The sequence below is a fragment of the Burkholderia sp. 10_S31 genome (assembly GCF_056930375.1).
The window spans coordinates 1,556,345-1,573,106 of sequence record NZ_JBXOWK010000001.1; the positions used below are offsets into that span (position 1 = coordinate 1,556,345).

At 66.0% G+C, this 16,762-nt stretch carries 18 protein-coding genes; 7 read left to right on the forward strand and 11 right to left on the reverse strand.

Annotated elements, in window-relative coordinates:
- The first annotated feature begins 36 nt into the window (after positions 1-36).
- From AC1Z3W_RS07045 to AC1Z3W_RS07065, 5 genes are all read left to right on the forward strand, one after another.
- Positions 37-1,011, forward strand: a complete 975-nt coding sequence (locus AC1Z3W_RS07045) for a fumarylacetoacetate hydrolase family protein (protein ID WP_124832301.1) — start codon at positions 37-39, stop codon at positions 1,009-1,011.
- 40 nt (positions 1,012-1,051) lie between these two features.
- On the forward strand, positions 1,052-1,399 hold the full coding sequence (locus AC1Z3W_RS07050) for a hypothetical protein (RefSeq protein WP_124832300.1): 348 nt from the start codon (positions 1,052-1,054) through the stop codon (positions 1,397-1,399).
- A gap of 123 nt (positions 1,400-1,522) precedes the next feature.
- Positions 1,523-2,110: a cytochrome b gene (locus AC1Z3W_RS07055; RefSeq protein ID WP_124832299.1), complete on the forward strand. Its 588-nt coding sequence runs from the start codon at positions 1,523-1,525 to the stop codon at positions 2,108-2,110.
- 643 nt (positions 2,111-2,753) lie between these two features.
- The gene (locus AC1Z3W_RS07060) at positions 2,754-3,335 is read left to right on the forward strand and encodes a methyl-accepting chemotaxis protein (RefSeq protein WP_483507347.1); all 582 of its coding nucleotides are present in this window, start codon (positions 2,754-2,756) and stop codon (positions 3,333-3,335) included.
- Positions 3,336-3,919: 584 nt separating this feature from the next.
- On the forward strand, positions 3,920-4,684 hold the full coding sequence (locus AC1Z3W_RS07065; RefSeq protein ID WP_242431916.1) for a GNAT family N-acetyltransferase: 765 nt from the start codon (positions 3,920-3,922) through the stop codon (positions 4,682-4,684).
- A gap of 21 nt (positions 4,685-4,705) precedes the next feature.
- Here the strand turns inward: AC1Z3W_RS07065 and AC1Z3W_RS07070 are convergent, their stop codons facing one another.
- The 4 genes from AC1Z3W_RS07070 to AC1Z3W_RS07085 all read right to left on the reverse strand — a co-directional run bounded on the left by AC1Z3W_RS07070 (position 4,706) and on the right by AC1Z3W_RS07085 (position 7,542).
- Positions 4,706-5,092 (reverse strand): VOC family protein, encoded by a 387-nt coding sequence (locus tag AC1Z3W_RS07070; protein WP_057929381.1) that lies wholly within the window; start codon positions 5,090-5,092, stop codon positions 4,706-4,708.
- A gap of 341 nt (positions 5,093-5,433) precedes the next feature.
- Positions 5,434-6,228 carry a hypothetical protein gene (locus AC1Z3W_RS07075; RefSeq protein ID WP_173938517.1) on the reverse strand — a complete coding sequence of 265 codons (795 nt, stop codon included), beginning with the start codon at positions 6,226-6,228 and terminating at the stop codon, positions 5,434-5,436.
- Between the two features lie 52 nt (positions 6,229-6,280).
- Positions 6,281-6,889, reverse strand: coding sequence for an acyl-homoserine-lactone synthase (locus AC1Z3W_RS07080; protein ID WP_057929379.1), 609 nt, complete (start codon positions 6,887-6,889; stop codon positions 6,281-6,283).
- A gap of 209 nt (positions 6,890-7,098) precedes the next feature.
- Positions 7,099-7,542 carry a DUF4902 domain-containing protein gene (locus AC1Z3W_RS07085; RefSeq protein WP_124832296.1) on the reverse strand — a complete coding sequence of 148 codons (444 nt, stop codon included), beginning with the start codon at positions 7,540-7,542 and terminating at the stop codon, positions 7,099-7,101.
- Positions 7,543-7,615: 73 nt separating this feature from the next.
- Between AC1Z3W_RS07085 and AC1Z3W_RS07090 the strand changes: the two genes are divergently transcribed.
- Positions 7,616-8,335, forward strand: a complete 720-nt coding sequence (locus AC1Z3W_RS07090) for an autoinducer binding domain-containing protein (RefSeq protein ID WP_057929377.1) — start codon at positions 7,616-7,618, stop codon at positions 8,333-8,335.
- Between the two features lie 38 nt (positions 8,336-8,373).
- Here AC1Z3W_RS07090 and AC1Z3W_RS07095 read toward each other — a convergent pair whose 3' ends face one another.
- From AC1Z3W_RS07095 to AC1Z3W_RS07120, 6 genes are all read right to left on the reverse strand, one after another.
- Positions 8,374-9,081: an MgtC/SapB family protein gene (locus AC1Z3W_RS07095; RefSeq protein ID WP_057929376.1), complete on the reverse strand. Its 708-nt coding sequence runs from the start codon at positions 9,079-9,081 to the stop codon at positions 8,374-8,376.
- A 321-nt stretch (positions 9,082-9,402) separates the two neighbouring features.
- Entirely contained in the window at positions 9,403-10,947 is a 1,545-nt protein-coding gene (locus AC1Z3W_RS07100; RefSeq protein WP_483507348.1) for a TolC family protein, read from the reverse strand.
- Positions 10,934-13,012 (reverse strand): FUSC family protein, encoded by a 2,079-nt coding sequence (locus AC1Z3W_RS07105; RefSeq protein WP_057929373.1) that lies wholly within the window; start codon positions 13,010-13,012, stop codon positions 10,934-10,936. The genes AC1Z3W_RS07100 and AC1Z3W_RS07105 overlap by 14 nt, the downstream gene beginning before the upstream one ends.
- A complete protein-coding gene (gene mdtN, locus AC1Z3W_RS07110; protein WP_483507349.1) occupies positions 12,993-14,042 on the reverse strand; it encodes a multidrug transporter subunit MdtN in 1,050 nt (349 codons plus the stop codon). The genes AC1Z3W_RS07105 and mdtN overlap by 20 nt, the downstream gene beginning before the upstream one ends.
- A complete protein-coding gene (locus AC1Z3W_RS07115; protein WP_483507350.1) occupies positions 14,039-14,332 on the reverse strand; it encodes a hypothetical protein in 294 nt (97 codons plus the stop codon). The genes mdtN and AC1Z3W_RS07115 overlap by 4 nt, the downstream gene beginning before the upstream one ends.
- The gene (locus AC1Z3W_RS07120) at positions 14,329-14,538 is read right to left on the reverse strand and encodes a hypothetical protein (RefSeq protein ID WP_483507351.1); all 210 of its coding nucleotides are present in this window, start codon (positions 14,536-14,538) and stop codon (positions 14,329-14,331) included. Before AC1Z3W_RS07120 ends, AC1Z3W_RS07115 begins: the two co-directional genes overlap by 4 nt.
- Before the next feature lie 435 nt (positions 14,539-14,973).
- Between AC1Z3W_RS07120 and AC1Z3W_RS07125 the strand changes: the two genes are divergently transcribed.
- Positions 14,974-16,122, forward strand: coding sequence for a metallophosphoesterase (locus AC1Z3W_RS07125; RefSeq protein ID WP_124832292.1), 1,149 nt, complete (start codon positions 14,974-14,976; stop codon positions 16,120-16,122).
- A 6-nt stretch (positions 16,123-16,128) separates the two neighbouring features.
- Here AC1Z3W_RS07125 and AC1Z3W_RS07130 read toward each other — a convergent pair whose 3' ends face one another.
- Entirely contained in the window at positions 16,129-16,713 is a 585-nt protein-coding gene (locus AC1Z3W_RS07130) for a malonic semialdehyde reductase (protein WP_057929370.1), read from the reverse strand.
- Positions 16,714-16,762 lie beyond the last annotated feature (49 nt).

The window sequence follows — 16,762 nt, forward strand, 5'->3', positions numbered from 1 at the left end:
TCCGATGTGCTTTGAACTTTGACGGAAGGTACGTTCATGGAATGCGCAGTTGCTAACGTTTCGTTCGCTGGCTCATTGTCGTTCCCGGCGCTGGTTATGGGAGAGCGGGCGTTTGCCTTGGCACACTGGGCGCCGCGTGGATTGCGCGGTGTTCAATCGATGCGGGCGCTGATGGAGGCGTGGGAGGCGAATGCGGAGCTGCTGCGCGTGATCACGGAGGAGCTCGCTACTCAGGAGCTGATGGCGTCGGCAGGTGTACCGCTCTCGACGTTGACGCTTCACGCGCCCGTCGCACCATCACAGGTGTACTGCACGATTGCGAATTACCGTGCGCAGCTGCTCGAAGCCGCGACAGATTCCGCGAAACACCTCGACGTGCAGGATGTAGAGGAGCGTCGAAAAGCGATGCTTGCCTCAATTGAGGCGCGGCGCCGCACTGGCGAACCGTACATCTGTATGAAGGGTATCGCTTGTGTCACCGGCCCAAGGGAGTCGCTGCGCATCCCCGAAGGACTCTCGTCGCTCGACTGGGAAGTGGAGGTGGGCGTTGTCATCGGTCGCCGCCTGATGGATGTCAGCGCCGCCGAGGCGCTCAAGGGTATTGCTGGCTACTGCGTCGTGAACGATATCACGATGCGGGAGCGGGTGTTCCGTGCAGATATGCCGAACATGGGGACCGACTGGCTTCAGTCAAAGGCACGTCCTGGTTGGTTGCCGACCGGCCCTGTACTGGTGCCTTCCTGGAACATCGACGACCCGTCCCGTTTCAGACTGCGCCTCTGGCTGAATGGTGAGCAAATGCAGGAGGGAAGCGCCAGTGACATGATTTTCAGTATCGGCGAACAGCTCGCCTACCTGTCGTCCCTCGTTGGCCTTGAGCCGGGCGACCTCGTCTGCACCGGGACACCAGCCGGCATCGGCATTCACTACTCGCGCTATCTGCGGCCGGGAGACATTCTCGAGGCCACTGTAGATGGACTGGGTACACAAATAACAACCTGCGTACTTTGATGAAAAATAGCGGGCCTTGCACATAAAACTTGGAGAAAAAATGAAAAAATTAGTCCTACTTTATATCGTGTCAACTATCGCAGCCATTCCTATTTTCGCAATGGCACAACAGCATCCGTCCAGCGGCGCTGATGGGGAGGCAGCACAATTGCAGTTGGCTTCAGCGCCGCTCACAAAAGCGCAAGCAAGAGCGAAAGCGCGCGCGGAACGTAAAGAAGCACGGCGCCAGGCGCGGCAGGCCAGGAACGCCGAGCTGCAAGGTCTCCAGAAGAACGGATATGGGCCTCAGGCCTCTCCAGAGCAGTATCCCGAGAACTTGTTGAACGCCGAACGCAAGTCTGCTCGTCAGCCCAAGGTTGCCGTACCCGCATCAACACCGATTCAATAGGAGAACAGGTAGGGCCCGGGCGCGCACGCCAGAACATTGAGCGCCGTAACCCGAGATCCAGCAGGAACACCAAGGCATTGGGCGATTTTCGTTGAAGTGACTACACGGAAGATGGAGGAGCGTATGGAATCGAGGCAATACACAACGGTCGCGAAAGTCCTGCATTGGACGATGGCCATCGTTATCATTTGTGCGTGGGCTGTCGGCTACTACTCGAGCACGTTAAGCCTGCCACAGAAAATCCAGAGCGACAGCATCATGCTGCATAAATCTATCGCGACGATAGCGATTTTTCTGCTGGCTGCGCGAGTTCCTTGGCGTCTGACGCATCGCCCGCCCGAGACGACGAATGGCCTGCCATCCTTCGAGCGGCGCGCGGGCAAAGTCGGCCACTTCGTGCTCTACATCTGCATGTTTGCTTTGCCGCTTTCGGGATGGCTCTGGAGTTCGGCCGCTGGCTTCAAAATTCCCGTTGCGGGGCTCTTTTTCCTGCCTCCATTGATGGCAAAGACGCCGGCTCTTGCGCCAACCCTCAAGCAAATCCACTTTTGTTTCGCGTATGCAATTGCATTTCTCGTAGTTGGACACGTCCTTATGGCGCTCAAGCATCACTTGGTCGACAGAAACGAGTCGTTCAAGGCAATGTTACCGCAGTGGGTCGCAAGAAAGATCGTTCGGGATAAAGAGTCGGAACGGTCGCTTCGCGTCTGACACGCGAAGTGCGTCGGTCATGAAACGCAGGTAGTTGAGGGCCCCTGCACTTGGCCGCGGCAGGTCCGCCCTCCAATCGAACTCCATGTAGAGAAACGAGTGCAGAGGACACCCCTCCTTCCGGCCGGTACACCGAAGCGCGCTACAAGCGGTGTGCAATCGTGGTGCAGCGCATTATTGAATTGCACCATCTCCATTCTCGCTGCACCGTACACAACACGCGCGGCTCGGCCTTCCTTTCGCTTCGGCGACAATCGCTTTTCAACCGACGTTCCCCAGAACCGGCATTGAAATGGCATACCCCCGTTCCGTCTACTAATGGTGGCACGGCGTTGAACAATGCGGACCTGTCGAGTCGCGCGCGTCGGCGCATCTGCGTGCACGAAGCGGTACGAAGTGGCACAGGTATTGCGTAGGATCTGGGAGAGGCCCACGATGGCCTTTGCGTTTCACCAGTTTTCCTTCCGCTCTTACGAGCGGATGCGGGGCAATGGCGTCCCGGAACGACTCTTGCGCAGATCGACCGATCGATTCGTGCACGCGTCGCTCCGGGACTTTTTTTGCCCGATTCGGCCGGCAGCGGATGCTGTCGCAACGTATCGTTCTGCACGTGCTGCTCGCTTCGCGCGGAGACGATACCGCATTGGACGTCGCGAAGCAAAGTGTGGCGATGTTCGCGAATGCACACGACGATCTTGTCGATGGCAATGAGCAATTACCTGGAGCGTTCTCCGAAGCGCTCAGGCAGCTCTATTTCGGCACTCGGCGTGCAGACGAGCATGTCCGGCGCTTCATCACGCATACTTCCAAAATGCTCGCGAGTCTCGAATCGGACAGCACTGCCACCGACGAACAGGTTGACGCGCTCGTGAGGCAGGCCACCCCGCTGCTCGAACTGCTTCAGCAGATTACGCTCGCGTACCAGAACGAGATGCGCGGCATCGAGTCTGAGGCGCTCAAACGTCAGGTGAGCATCGCCGAGCAACTGGGCAGCATCTCGATGCAGGCCAACATCGTCGCCCTGAATGCACGTATCGCGGCCGCGCGCGCGGGCTCGTACGGCCGAGAGTTCGCGGTCATCACGACAGTCCTTGCCGACATCATCAAGGAGATGGACCAGCTGATGTTCAGAGTCATCGGCACGCGCGGCACGGCCGACGCATCGCTCGGGCGCAGCGCCATGGCGTACGGCCGGCGTGCGAGTGTCGGCTCGGCGCGTCGATAGCCCGTTAACGCGTCGAGAGGATCTTACTTTATACAATTGACACTCTCATCGAGAACGCGTGTAGCAGCTTTCGCAATCCTTTGCGTGACCCGACGGTATCGATGACGGTATCTCTAAAAAGGCCGTCATCGAGATGTGCGGCCTTCGCGGATCTTCAACGAAGGCATGCCATGATTTTCCGGTGCGGTCTCTCCAGTACCGGTAACTGCCAGCCGGATTCTTCGGTATCTTTGACGGTATCATCGCTGCGCGACGGCGTGGAAGCGCCGTCTCCGCAAGGGTTCAGCCCAACAACTGACGATCGAGTGGGGCATTGAGTCATGGCTGAGCACGCTCTACTCTGGGACTGTTTGTCCGGTCATGTAGCAACACATCCGGCACCTTCATTTTTTTGTTGCTGAAACGCAACATTAGTTTGCCAACGAGCTGCGATATGGTCCGGCGTAGGTTTTGGCGTAGGTTCATAGACAGAAGCACGTCCCGTAATGCCAATTCACTACTTCGAAGAGAACGAGTAAGCGTGTTCGATGCGCCGACACCCGCCCGGGTGTGGCGCGCGTATTCGACGAAAGCCAGGCGGGAAGATGCATCCCGCTGCATTCAATTCTCGTCGTCGGTTCTTGCGACCGTCGACGCTCCTTGCCGGTGCAAGCGACGATCGCAATTGCCTCACTCCCTCGCTTTGCATTCGGGCTCGTTGCTGCACTATCGAAATTGCGCGCATGCGGCCTGGCGCGCCCCGTGCTCCCCGCACGTCCCGATCACGGCTGAACCCGCCATTGAAGATCGAAACCGAACGTTTGACGTTGCGTCGCTGGCGCCCGGGCGATGCCGGTGCGCTGGTGGCGATGCATGCGGATCCAGACGTGACCGCATGGCTCGCGCGTGGCCCGATGACCGTTGATGAGGCACGGGCCACCATCGCACGCATCGAAGCGCATTTCGACGCGTACGGTTTCGGCGTGTGGGCGATCGAGCGCCGCTCGGATGGCGCACTGATCGGCCTCTGCGGTTTGTCCCGTGAAGTTCGCGGCGAGCATCCGATGGCGCCGTGTGTCGAGATTCTGTGGCGCCAGGCACGCGCATCGTGGGGGCATGGCTATCTCGCAGAAGCGGCCGCTGCGGTATTGGCCGACGGCTTTGGCCGGATCGGGCTGGGCGAGATCTTCGCGTGGACGGCTGCTACCAACCTGCGATCGCAGCACGTGGCGCAGCGGCTCGGAATGCTGGCGCAGCCGATGCGCGATTTCGATCATCCTGGGTTGCCGCAAGGGCATGCGTTGCGACGGCATCGGGTGTTTGTCGCGCGTGCGATGACTGTTCGTCCCGACGGCGATGTCCGCGCGTAACGGTTCGGGCATGCTTGCCCGTCAATGCCACGTCGCGTTCTGCAGGACGATCCGGTAGCCATCGGCGTCCTCGAACGTCTGTCCGGATGCATCCCAATACGGATTGAACGATGTCACGCGCATGAAGCCGTGCGCGGTTGCGCGTGCGCATGCGGCTTCCCATGCGCTGTGGTCGGGCAGGTAGAAAACGATCAGGTCTTCGGGCGTCGGTGATGGTGCGACCGGATGCGCCGGGCAGTGCGTGAATTCGAAGTGGTAGTCGAGCCCTTCACGTCCGAGCATGACGCCGGAGAAGCCGTCGTGATCGTCGAAGCGCGCGAGCACCGACCACTCGAACGCGCCGCAATACATACGCTCGGTTCGGGCGAGGTCGGCGACTGGGCGGGCGATGCGCAGGTGGGTATGCATGGCGACATCGGCTGTGCGTGAAGGATTCGCCGATGATAAGCCGCCGGGGTCGGCGATTGTGCGCGCTGCGGGTGGATGGCAGCGGTTTTGATGTGCCCCCGATAAATTATCGCAGGCAAGAAAAAGCCCGCTGCTGGAGCGGGCTGAATCCATGTTTGGAGACATGGAGGAGACAGATGTAACTTTAAGGGAAAACCCGAGGGCTGGCAAGCCCTAGTTGTAATTGTGCAACGCAGCGTCGGCTGGCCTTTCTGGCACGGGTACGGAGCAGTGCGTATTGCGCCCCGTGGCGACGTTCCGCCGGCCCCGCCAAGAACATTTGATTTTCGATGGGGTGGCCGTCACGTATCCGCGGAGCCAACCGTCGTCGCCCTCACATGCCGCGCCGCCCGCGCGTGCGCGGCAAACGCGCCGAACCGCTCCTGCGCAACCGGCACCGCGTACTTGTCGCGCATTTCCGTCTCGATCCATGCGCAGGCCTCGCGCGCGCAGTCGGTCAGCGCGTGCCGTGTCGCATGTCCATCGATGCCGTAGACGAAGCGCACGCCCACCTCGTCGTCGGCTACCTGGCGCTGCAGCTCGTTGAGCTGCAGTTGCGGCCCGTGCCGCTGCGACAGCGCGCGCAGCTCGTCGAAGTGATATTCGAGCCAGTCGGCGAAGAACAGCGCATCGCTGTGGCAGCGCAGACGGAACGCCGCGCTGCGCGACGGACGCTGCGCGGCGTCGCTGGTGGCCTGCGGCTCGCCGTTCGGCGCGATGGCCGCATTGACGGGCGCAAGCGGCTGTCGGATCTGCTGGTACGGTTTGCGCTCGCGTAGCGCGTGCCACAGCAGTTCGTCGCCGGTGGCACCGGACGGCTGCATCGTCAGGTCGTGCCGGCCGTCGCCGACAGCGGCGACGTCGCGGATCACGAGACGCAGCGAGCAGAGCGGCTCGTCGGCAACCAGCAGCGTCGCCGCGCGCGGCAGCCCGCACACGAGCGGTGCGGCGCCGGCCGCCCGGAACACGAGCCCGCGGCGATCGAGCCGCACGAGCGGCAGCGGCCGCGGAAACGACGGGTAGGCGACTGCGATGCGGGTGCCGCCGGCACCCGTCAAGCCGGGCATCATCGCGCGAAAGACCTGAGACTGGTCCACGGTGGTTCTCCTTCGTTACGATGCCGCTCGGCTGGACTACGCGCGTTCCAGCTCAGGCGGCGATGGCTTGCCGGACAGCCCGTCCCGGCTCGATTCCAAGTGCGGCAAACGTTTGCGGATCGATGTCGATCCAACACGCGACAACCAGACGACCGTCCACCTGCTTCGGTGGGCCTGCCCGGTGCGCGTGCACGCCGATCCGGCGGAACAGCCGCTCCATGCTCGCGAACGTCACGCCGATCAACTGCCGCGCGCCCAGCTGCGCCGCGCATTCGACGACCGCGGCGAGCATCGGGCGGACGGCCCACTCGGCATTGCCGGTGCCGCCGTCGTCGCCGGTCGCCGCGAACCGCGACAGCTCCCAGACGGCGGCCGATTGCGGCAGCGCGACGTCTTCGGCGATCAGGTCGGCGAACAGCGACTTCAGCAGATACGGGCGGGTGGTCGGCAACAGGCGCGCACATCCGCACACGTCGCCGCCGGCGTTTCTCGCGAACACGTAGACGGTATCGTCGCGATCGAACTGGTCGCGCTCGAAGCTTTCGTTCGCAGACGGAAGTGCCCAACCGAGCTGTTCGACGAACACGCGGCGCCGATAGCGCCCCAGGTCCGCTGCAAGTTCGTGTGGCAACCGCCCTTCCTCGTGAACGAAGGTCCGCATGGTGTCCTCGGATCGGTACTTTGGTATGCACGCATTACATCGCGCGTCCCGAGGAGGTGGTAACTGGTAACTCTTACAGGGTGGGGGTGCGCCGGTGCCATTTGACCGGTGGAAGCGGTTTCTTGATCGGCGGGATTGAAATACGGGCGGCTTTTGCTTATAAAGAGCGCCAGTCTTGTGGAAATGTCAGAGGAATGCGCGGTCGGTTGTCACTGGAGCGTGGGGCCGGCATGATAGGCGTCGTTGCGACCGAGCAGTGCCGATGCAACCGCGGCCGGCCAGTCGATGGACGCGAGCCGCGCGGCGAGCGCTGCTGCGGTGCGGAACATGCCGAGGTCGGCGCCGGTGGCGTCGACGGCCATGATGTTGCTGCGGACGTCGCCGCCCGCGATCACGAACGTGCCCGTTGCGCGTTCGAGATACCAGTCCCAGCCGACCGTCAGGTACGCGACGCCGGCGCTGGCCGGGCGGTGCCATTCGGTGTAGCCGGCCAGGCGCGCGTCGATGGCGCTGTCGCGCAGTTCCGCGAGCAGCGATGCATCGAGGCCGCTGGCGACATGGTCGAGCGCGAGCACGGCCAGTGCGTTTTCGGACAGACGCACGTAGCCGTCCGGAGACGGGCCGCGGACCGGGTGCAACAAAGGTGAAGTCATGCGCGGAATGTATCAGCCCCGAACCGGCGCTGGCACCTGACAGGTATGACAGCGTGACGTTGTCGGAGAAATAATGGAATTGCGCTGGCAGGATGCCTACCAACAATTCAGTGCCGCGGAAGACGAGCAGCAGCTCTTCCAGCGGATCGCCGCTTATTCTAAACGCCTCGGCTTTGAATATTGCTGTTACGGCATTCGCGTGCCGCTGCCCGTGTCGAAGCCGGCTGTCGCGATCTTCAATACCTATCCGGACGGCTGGATGGCGCACTACCAGGCGCAGAACTATATCGAGATCGATTCGACGGTTCGCGATGGCGCGCTGAGCACCAACATGATCGTCTGGCCCGACGTCGACCGGATCGAGCCGTGCCCGCTGTGGCAGGACGCGCGCGACCACGGGCTGTCGGTGGGTGTCGCGCAGTCGAGCTGGGCGGCGCGCGGCGCGTTCGGGCTGTTGAGCATCGCGCGCCATGCAGACCGGCTCACACCCGCCGAGATCAACATGCTGACGCTGCAGACCAACTGGCTCGCGAACCTGTCGCATTCGCTGATGAGCCGCTTCATGGTGCCGAAGCTGTCGCCCGAGTCGAACGTCACGCTGACCGCGCGCGAGCGCGAGGTGCTGTGCTGGACGGCCGAAGGCAAGACCGCGTGCGAGATCGGGCAGATCCTCAGCATCTCGGAGCGCACGGTCAACTTCCACGTAAACAACATCCTCGAGAAGCTCGGCGCGACCAACAAGGTCCAGGCGGTCGTCAAGGCGATCGCGGCCGGGCTCATCGAGACGCCCTGACGTGGCATCGGCGGCGCGGCGGTGGTGCCGGCCGCCGCTCACTCCATCATCGGTTCCGCCTCCTTCGCGGTCCAGCTGACGCTGGAAATGCTCTTCTCCATGCTCATCCGGCTCGCGATCTGCTCGAGCTTCTGCTGATCCTTCGGATGCAGCTTCAGCGTCGCAGTCACCTTCAGCCGCTCCGGCTGGTCGGGCACGTCCTCGCTCGTCAGGCTCTGGAACGACAGCGGTTTCGCATACATCGAATTCGACAGCAGCGTGCGGATGTGCACTTCGTCGGCGGCCAGGCAGATCACGGTGATCTGGTATTCGCGCACGAGATCGGCATTCGATACGGGTGTTGCGTTGATCGCCTGGCTCACGCCGCGCAGCACCGTGTTGGTGAGCAGCACGACGCCCGTGCCGGCCAGCGCCGGCACGAAGTGGCCGGAGCCCGCCAGCACGCCGACGGCGGCCGAGCACCACAGCGTCGCGGCCGTGTTGATGCCCTGGATCGATCCCTTGTCGCGCATGATCACGCCGCCGCCGAGAAAGCCGACGCCCGACACGACGTAGGCGGCGATCTGCGTGACGCCGGCCACGCCGTTGCCGGTCAGCACGCCGAGCGTGACGAACAGGCATGCGCCGCTCGCGACGAGCGTGATCGTGCGCAGGCCCGCCGTGCGTTGCCGCATCTGGCGTTCGAGGCCGATCGCGACGCCGCAGGCGAACGCGGTGAAAAGACGGAGTGCGAAATCGAGAGTCATGGTTGTCCTGCCGTGCAAGGAGCGCATGCCGGCCCGCGTCGCGGCGGCGCGAGGCCGAACGCGGCACGATGGCCGTCATCGCGCGGTACTGTACCGCGCGAATGCGTCATTCGATGTGAAACGAGTGGCGTGCGGGCTCGCGGAACGCGAGCCGCGGCAGGAGAACTGCGTCGGACAGGCGTTCAGGCGGCAAGCGGCGCACGCAACGGAGTGCTGCAACTGTCCACGATGGTTCCTGAAGGAAGAATGGGCGGCATTCTAGAGGGCCGCCCGCGCACGCGTCAACCGGTTTGGCGGCCGGCGGGCGCGTCGCTGCGACGGTTATTGCGACGAGCCGATCGTCCCTGTCGCGAGCGCGAGCGCGGCGGCGGCCGACAGTGCGCCGGCGTAGCTGTCGACTTCCGCATTGCGGGCGGCGAGCAGCTGGCTTTGCGCGATCGTTGCATCGGTGACCGAACCGACGCCGTGCCGGTACGCGGTCAGCGCCGCGTCGTAGCTCGTCTGCGCGGCATCGACGAGCGCCTTCGCCGCGTCGTGCGATGCGAGGCTCGTCTGCACCGCATTCTGCGCGGCGACGACCTGGCGGACGGCTTCCTCCTTGGTTCGCGTGAGGCGCGCGGACGCGCTTTGCGCATCGTTGCGCGCCTGCATCAGCACCGCCGAGCGCAGGCCGCCGTCGTACAGCGGGATCGTCACGCCGAGGAACACGCCGCCGCCGTAGCGGCTGCCGTTCAGGTTCACGGTCGGTGCCTGGTCGCCGATCGCGGGCAGCGCGGTAATCGCGGTGCCGCCACTCGCATAGGACGTCGACGCGGACAGGAAGATCTTCGGCATGAATGCGGCTTCCGCAGCCTTGATCTTCGCGCGGTTGGCCTGCTCGAGCGCATACGCACCCTGCAGGTCGGGACGGCGCGCGATCGCATCCGACACGATCGCGTCGACCGACGAAGCAAGTGCGGGCGGCAGCGGGCGCTTGGGCAGCGCGGCGATCGATGGCTTCGACAGCGGCGAGATGCCTAGCGCCGAAACCAGCGCGAGATAGCTGTCGCTTTGCGCGCCGGTCGCTTGCACGAGCGCGAGATTCGCTTGTGCGCGGTTCTGCGTCGCCTGCGCGAGTTCGACAACGGTGCCGACGCCTTGCCTGAGCCGCGCGCGGGACGCCGCGAGGATCGCATCCGCATTCGACAGACCCTGCTGCGCGCTGGCCGCGCGCGAGCGGGCGGCTTCGTACCGGTAGTACGCGACGGTCACGTCGTGGATCACCTGCTGGTGCACGGCCGTGAACGCGACGTTCGACGCGACCGACGCCTGCTCGGCCGCCTCGACGCGCGCCGCGCGGCCGCCGAAATCGAACAGCAGCCATTGCAGCGACAGCGCCGAGATCGTGCCGTGCACGGTCGTGTTGCTCGACGCGTCGCCGAGGATCGTCGATGTCGAGCCGTGGCTCGTCTGGTATGCACCCATCGCGGTCGCGGACAGGTTCGGCAGGTACGCGGCCTTTGCGATACCGACCGCGAGTGCCGCGTTGCGGGCGTCGTTCCATGCGATGCGGGTCAGCGGGTTCGTCGATTCGGCGAGGTCGATCAGCTCCGGCAGCGTGTACGGATGCGTGGCATCGAGCGCGGCGGGCGGCGACACCGACGCGAGCGCGGGCGAGGCCGGCAGTGTGTAGTCGTGCGGCGCGCGCTGTGCGGATGCGAGCGGCGGCGCCGGCACGATGTCGCCCGCGGCCGACGTTTGCGGCTGCCACGGGCGGTCGGGTGCCTCCGGCGCCAGATCGATCGACGACGTTGCGCAACCGGTCAGCGCGATGGCGGTCGCGAGCGCGGCGGCGATCGACGCGCTCGGCGGTTCAGGGACGCGCATGAGGGGCAGGCTCCTTCGGGGTGGCTTGACGCGCGGCGTCGGCGATGTGCGCAAGCCGCGTGTCGATCAGGTTCAGCAGCGCGTCGCGTGCAGGGTCGAGGGGCGCGGCGGCCGGCACGGCTGCGGCGCCTGCGGTCGACGACGGCGCCGGCGAAGCGGCGTCGGCAGCCGGGTCGCCGTCGCGCAGGTCGATCACGCGCGCGAGCCGTGCGCCGATCGCCGCGTCGCCCGGCCTACGTTCTGCGAGCAGGAACAGCGGGCCTTCGAGCGCGCCGAGTTCCGCAAGTGCGCGTCGCCGGGTGGCGAGCCACGTGGCGGCCGGCCGAACCCACGACGGCTCGTAGTGGACGAGGCCGAGCTCCTGCGCGATTGCGCCGTGCCGCGCGAAGGCTTCGGCGGCGAGCGTGCGGCGTTCGGCCGGCTGCGCGATCTGCACGACGCGGCGCCACTGCTCGAGCAGCGTGGCGAGCGCGACGTCGATCTGCTTGCCGATGCTCACGGGCCAGATGCGCGTGAATACGAGATACACGACGACGTTGCCGAGCAGGATGCCGATCGTGCGATCGCGGGCGATCGTCAGGTCGAAGCCGGGGCCGGCGCCCTGGATCACGCACAGGAAAAACGCGAACGCGATCTGGAAGCCTGCGTACGCGATGCGCGGCGAGCCGAACGCGACCCATGCGGACAGCCATGCGCCGGCGAACACCAGCGCCATCAACTGGCCGACCGACGACAGCGCCGGCACGACGAACACGAGCGCCGCGGTACCGAGCAGCGCGCCGACGATGCAGCCGACGATCCGCAACGTGAGCTTCTCGACCGTCTCTGCAGTCGAGCCGAGCGACACGATGTAGCAGGTGACGACACACGTATGGATGCCCGACCAGTCGAGCTGCGAATACAGCAGATAGCAGAAGATCGCCGCGGCGGTCGTCTTCAGCGCATAGCGGATGTGGTCGGGATTGCTGCGTGCATCCGGCAGGAAGAAGCCGCCGCCCGGTGCCTTGGCGGGCGATGCGGCGGGTTCGGGGCGGGTGGCTGCGGACGTGCTGACAGGGGTGGCCGGCGCGTGTGCCGCTGCGTCGGCAACTGCGCCCGGTTCCGCGAAGCGCGTGATCGCCGCATGGAGATCCGTCGCGGCGATGCGCGCGAGCGGTGGCAGCGCATCGGCCGGCGGCAGCGCGAGCGTCACGTCGACCGGATAGCCGCCGCGTTCGAGAATCGCCGCCATCTCGTCGAGCGTGGCCGCGATCGGCGTGGAAAACGCGGCGGGCAGCCGCGCGTCCGGTTCGCGATCGGCCAGCGCGACGCCGACCAGCAGCGCCGTGCTCGACGCAATGGCCTGCCGCAGTGCGGCGACGTCCGCGGCGGTCGACGAGCCTTCGAGTTTCGACAGCTTGAGCCACGTGAGGAGTTGCTTGTCGCCGTCGCGCAGGCTCGCGTCGAACGCGGCAAGCGTGGTGGCGTCGCCGCGCAGCCGGAGCGCGGCGAGCCGCAGCCGCTTTGCGAGCTGCGCGAGCGCGAGACGGCGCGGCGACGGCGCGATCAGCAGGTTGACGACGATCGCGACGCCGACCGGAATCGCGATCGTCAGCCAGATATAGAGCAGCGCGCGCGTCGCGGCTTCGCCGAACGGCGCGAGGCCGAGCTGGTCGAGCCCGAAGCCGACGATCATCGCGAGGATCGCGCCCACGGGGCGCAGCTTGCTGGCCGACGTCAGGTACAGCAGCCCGACCGACAGCACGGCCATGCACGCGACCCGCAGGATCGAATAGTCGATGCTGAAGATCGCGATGCCGAGCACGAGCCCGATCACGATCGTGACGATCAGGAGCAGCGCAGCCGCGAGCACGACGCTCGTCACGCGGTCGGCGCGGATCATGAAGAACACGACGTAGGCGGACAGCGCAGCTTCGGGCGTACCGTACGCGCTCGTCACGAGCACGGTCAGCGCGCAGATCAGTGCAACCCGCACGGCGATCGACGTGCGGCCCGGAAACGACGCGAGCAATCGCAGGACTTCGCGCGGGCCCGGCGCGCGGACCTCAGCGGCAGGCTGAGCCATGCCGGACCTCGACGATCGCGCTCGCGCCGACACGCACGAGCTTGCCGTCGGGTTCGTCGAGCTTCACGCGCACGGGGAAGCGCTGCGCGACATGCACCCAGTTCACCGAGCGCTGCACGATCGGCAGTGCGCGCGGCAGGTTGATGCGATCGCTGTCCGCGATGCCTGCGCCGATGCCGACCACCTTGCCCGTCAGCGGACGGCTGCGGTCGATCATCGAATAGACGGTCGCGCAGTCGCCGACCGCGATGCGGTTCAGCGACGTTTCGCGGAAATTGCCGACGGCGAACCATTCGCTCGCATCGATCAGCGTGAAGATCGACTGGTTCGGCGCGAGGGTTTCGCCGGCAAGCACGGTCAGGCCCGTCACGAGCCCGTCGTGCGGCGCGCGCACGACCGTGTCGTCGAGCGCGTGCTGCGCGCGGGCGAGCGCGGCTTCGCGCGCATGGAGCGTCGCGATCGCGTCGGCGTCGTCGCCGATCGTTCGCGCGGATGATCGCTGCTGTTCCTGCGCCTGCGCGAGCGACACGGCGGCGTCGCGCTGCCGGACCTTCGCCTGGTCGAACTGCTGCGCGCTGACGTAGCCCTGCGCGGCGAGCGGTGCGAGGCGGTTCACGTCGCGTGTCGAGAGGTCGTAGTTCTGCGTCGCGCGCTTGACCTGTTCGGCTGCGACCGCCGCGTTCGAACGCTCGCCGATCAGCGACCGGCGACGCGTGTCGAGCGATGCGCGCGCGAGTTCGAGATCGGCCTGCGCCTGCGCGACCGTCAGCCGGTACGGCACGGGATCGATTTCATAGAGCAGGTCGCCTTTCGCGACGCGCTGGTTCTCGTGTACCGCGAGCTGCACGATGCGGCCGCCGACGGGCGACGCGACGTGGACGACGTCCGCGTCGATCGATGCGTCGTCGGTGGACGGGTAGGCCGTCGTGCGGTGGTACGCGTACGCGAGCGCTGCGATGCCGAGCGCGACGATCGCCAGCGCGATCACGCGGCCTTTCGTGGAGGGTCGGGCGATTCCGGCGGCCTTCATGCGAACGGCCCCGTGCCGGTGAGCCATACGATCACGGCGACCACGAGCCCGATCGCGGTGCAGACGGCAAGCTGGTAGGGCACCGTGGCGGCCCAGCCGGTCGCGACGAACACGCGGTGCGCGACGATCGCACCGACGATGCCGACGATCGCGCTGACGAGCCAGAGCGGGAAATATGCGCCGAACAGGACGTACGACGGTGCACCACGCGACGCGCAGCCCGCGAGCGGCAGGGCTGGCACCAGGACGGCGGCGACGCGCAGGGTCGCGCGCGGCGTTGTTTTTCTCATGGTGTGACGAGCTCGACGTGATGGGTGGATGCCGGGCGCGGCGCAAGGCGGTTCGTCGCCGCGACGACGATTCCGCGATACGGAGCCGATAATAAATCAGCGCGATGCGGACCGCCAGCGATGCGGCGCGCATCGGCAGCATGCGGCGGGCCGCCCGGCGGGCATCCCGGGAAGGTCATGACCGGGGCGCGATTCTGCCAGCGCATGCGCTTGTCGGGTTGCTGACGGACTGTAAAGGATCGTCAGGCGAAACCGAGCCGGTGGCGTTTGTTCGCCGATCGGTGGGAATCGCCGCGCGAAGACCGGATTGCCGCGTGAACGCGAGCGAATCCGCATTCTGACGTGGCGTGGCGGACCAGGTGGGCTGCGCTCGTCCGCGATGCAGGTCGATGACCGACGCTCTGCGTCGCGTCATCGTCGTTGCGATGCGTCGTGTCGTGCGGCGATCGACCGGCACGCCGGTGCCCTGTCAGCACGCCCGGACGTCCGGCGCGCCCGCCGCGGTCGTGACCGGTCGTGTCGGCCGGTATCTGTGTACCATCGTGCGAATGGCGCGGCGCGTGGCGCGGGGCATGACGAGACTTGACGTCACGGTCCCATCCGACGCGCGGCAGCGGTATCGCAACGAGGACGAGTATTCCATGCGAAGTTTCTTTGTCCGGTTCATTGCAATCGGCGTGCTGTTCCATTTGTATGTCGGGCTGCGGATCATTCCCGACGCATTCGCGTCGCCGCTCGCGCGCACGATCGCGGCGCTGGTACTCGCGAGCTTCGTCGTGCTGATCCCGGTCGGCATGTTCTCGCGCCGCTTCGACGAAGGCTGGGTCGCGACGCTGTTCGGCTGGGCCGGCTCGGTCGCGATGGGCTTCTTCTCGTCGCTGCTGGTGCTGACGTTCCTGCGCGAGCTGGTGTTGCTCGGCGTCTTCATAGGGCGGCAGTTCGGGCACGACGGCGCGTGGAGCGGCGCGGCATCCGACACGGCACTCGGCGTGCTGGCGGGGGCGGTACTGGTCAGTGCGATCGGATTCGTCGGCGCGCGCCGCACGGCGGCGGTCAAGCGCGTGTCGATTCCGGTCGACGGGCTGCCGGCGGCGCTCGACGGGCTGACGATCGTGCAACTGTCGGACATTCACGTCGGGCCGACGATCAAACGGCCTTATATCGAGCGGATCGTGCGCGCGGTCAATGCGCTCGATGCGGATCTCGTCGCCGTGACGGGCGACGTGGTCGACGGCTCGGTCAAGCGGCTGCGCGAGCATACGGCGCCGCTCGGCCGCATGCAGTCGCGGCATGGCAGCTTCCTCGTGACGGGCAACCACGAGTACTACGCCGGCGCGCATGCGTGGATCGACGAATTCCGGCGGATCGGGTTGACGGTGCTGCTCAACGAGCACGTGCTGATCGAGCACGACGGCGCGCGGGCGGTGCTCGCGGGCGTCACCGATTTCACGGCGGGCGGGTTCGATCCCGCGCATCGCAGCGATCCCGAGCAGGCGCTCGCGGGCGCGCCGCGCGACGTCGCGACGAAGATCCTGCTCGCGCACCAGCCGCGCAGCGCGGACGCGGCGAGCCGCGCCGGCTTCACCGTGCAGCTGTCCGGCCATACGCACGGCGGCCAGTTCCTGCCGTGGCCGCCGTTCGTGCGCCTGCAGCAGCCGGTGATCGGCGGGCTGAACCGGTTCGGCGCGATGTGGCTTTATACCAGCCGCGGCACCGGCTACTGGGGGCCGCCGAACCGCTTCGGCGTGCCGTCCGAAATCACGCTGATCCGTCTGACGCGCGGGCGGTAGCGTGCGTCAGACGATGCGCGCGATATCGTCGAAATCGAAGCGCGGGCTGCGCGGGAACAGGCCCACCGGGTCGCCGTAGCCGAGATTCACGAGGAAGTTGGTGCGGATCGCGGTGCCCGCGAAGAATTCGGCATCGACCTTCGCGGCGTCGAAGCCCGACATCGGGCCCGCATCGAGGCCGAGCGCGCGTGCGGCGAGGATCAGGTACGCGCCCTGCAGCGACGAGTTGCGGAATGCGGTGGCTTCGATCAGCGCGTCGTTGCCGGCGAACCAGCTGCGCGCGTCGGCGTGCGGGAACAGGCGCGGCAGGTGCTCGTGGAACGCGAAGTCCATGCCGACGATCACGGTGACGGGCGCGGCCATCGTCTTCGCGAGATTGCCTTGGGACAGCGCGGGTTTCAGGCGCGCCTTCGCTTCGGGCGACTTGACGAACACGAAGCGCGCGGGGCTTGCGTTCGCCGACGTCGGGCCGAATTTCGTCAGGTCGATCAGCCGGTGCAGCAGCGCGTCGTCGACCGGTTTGTCCTGCCATGCGTTGTGCGTGCGCGCGGTGAGGAACAGTTGGTCGAGGGCGGAATCGGAGAGCGTCATGGTGGGTCACGGAAGAAATCGGCCGAGTCGCGCCGGCCGGCATTGCGGA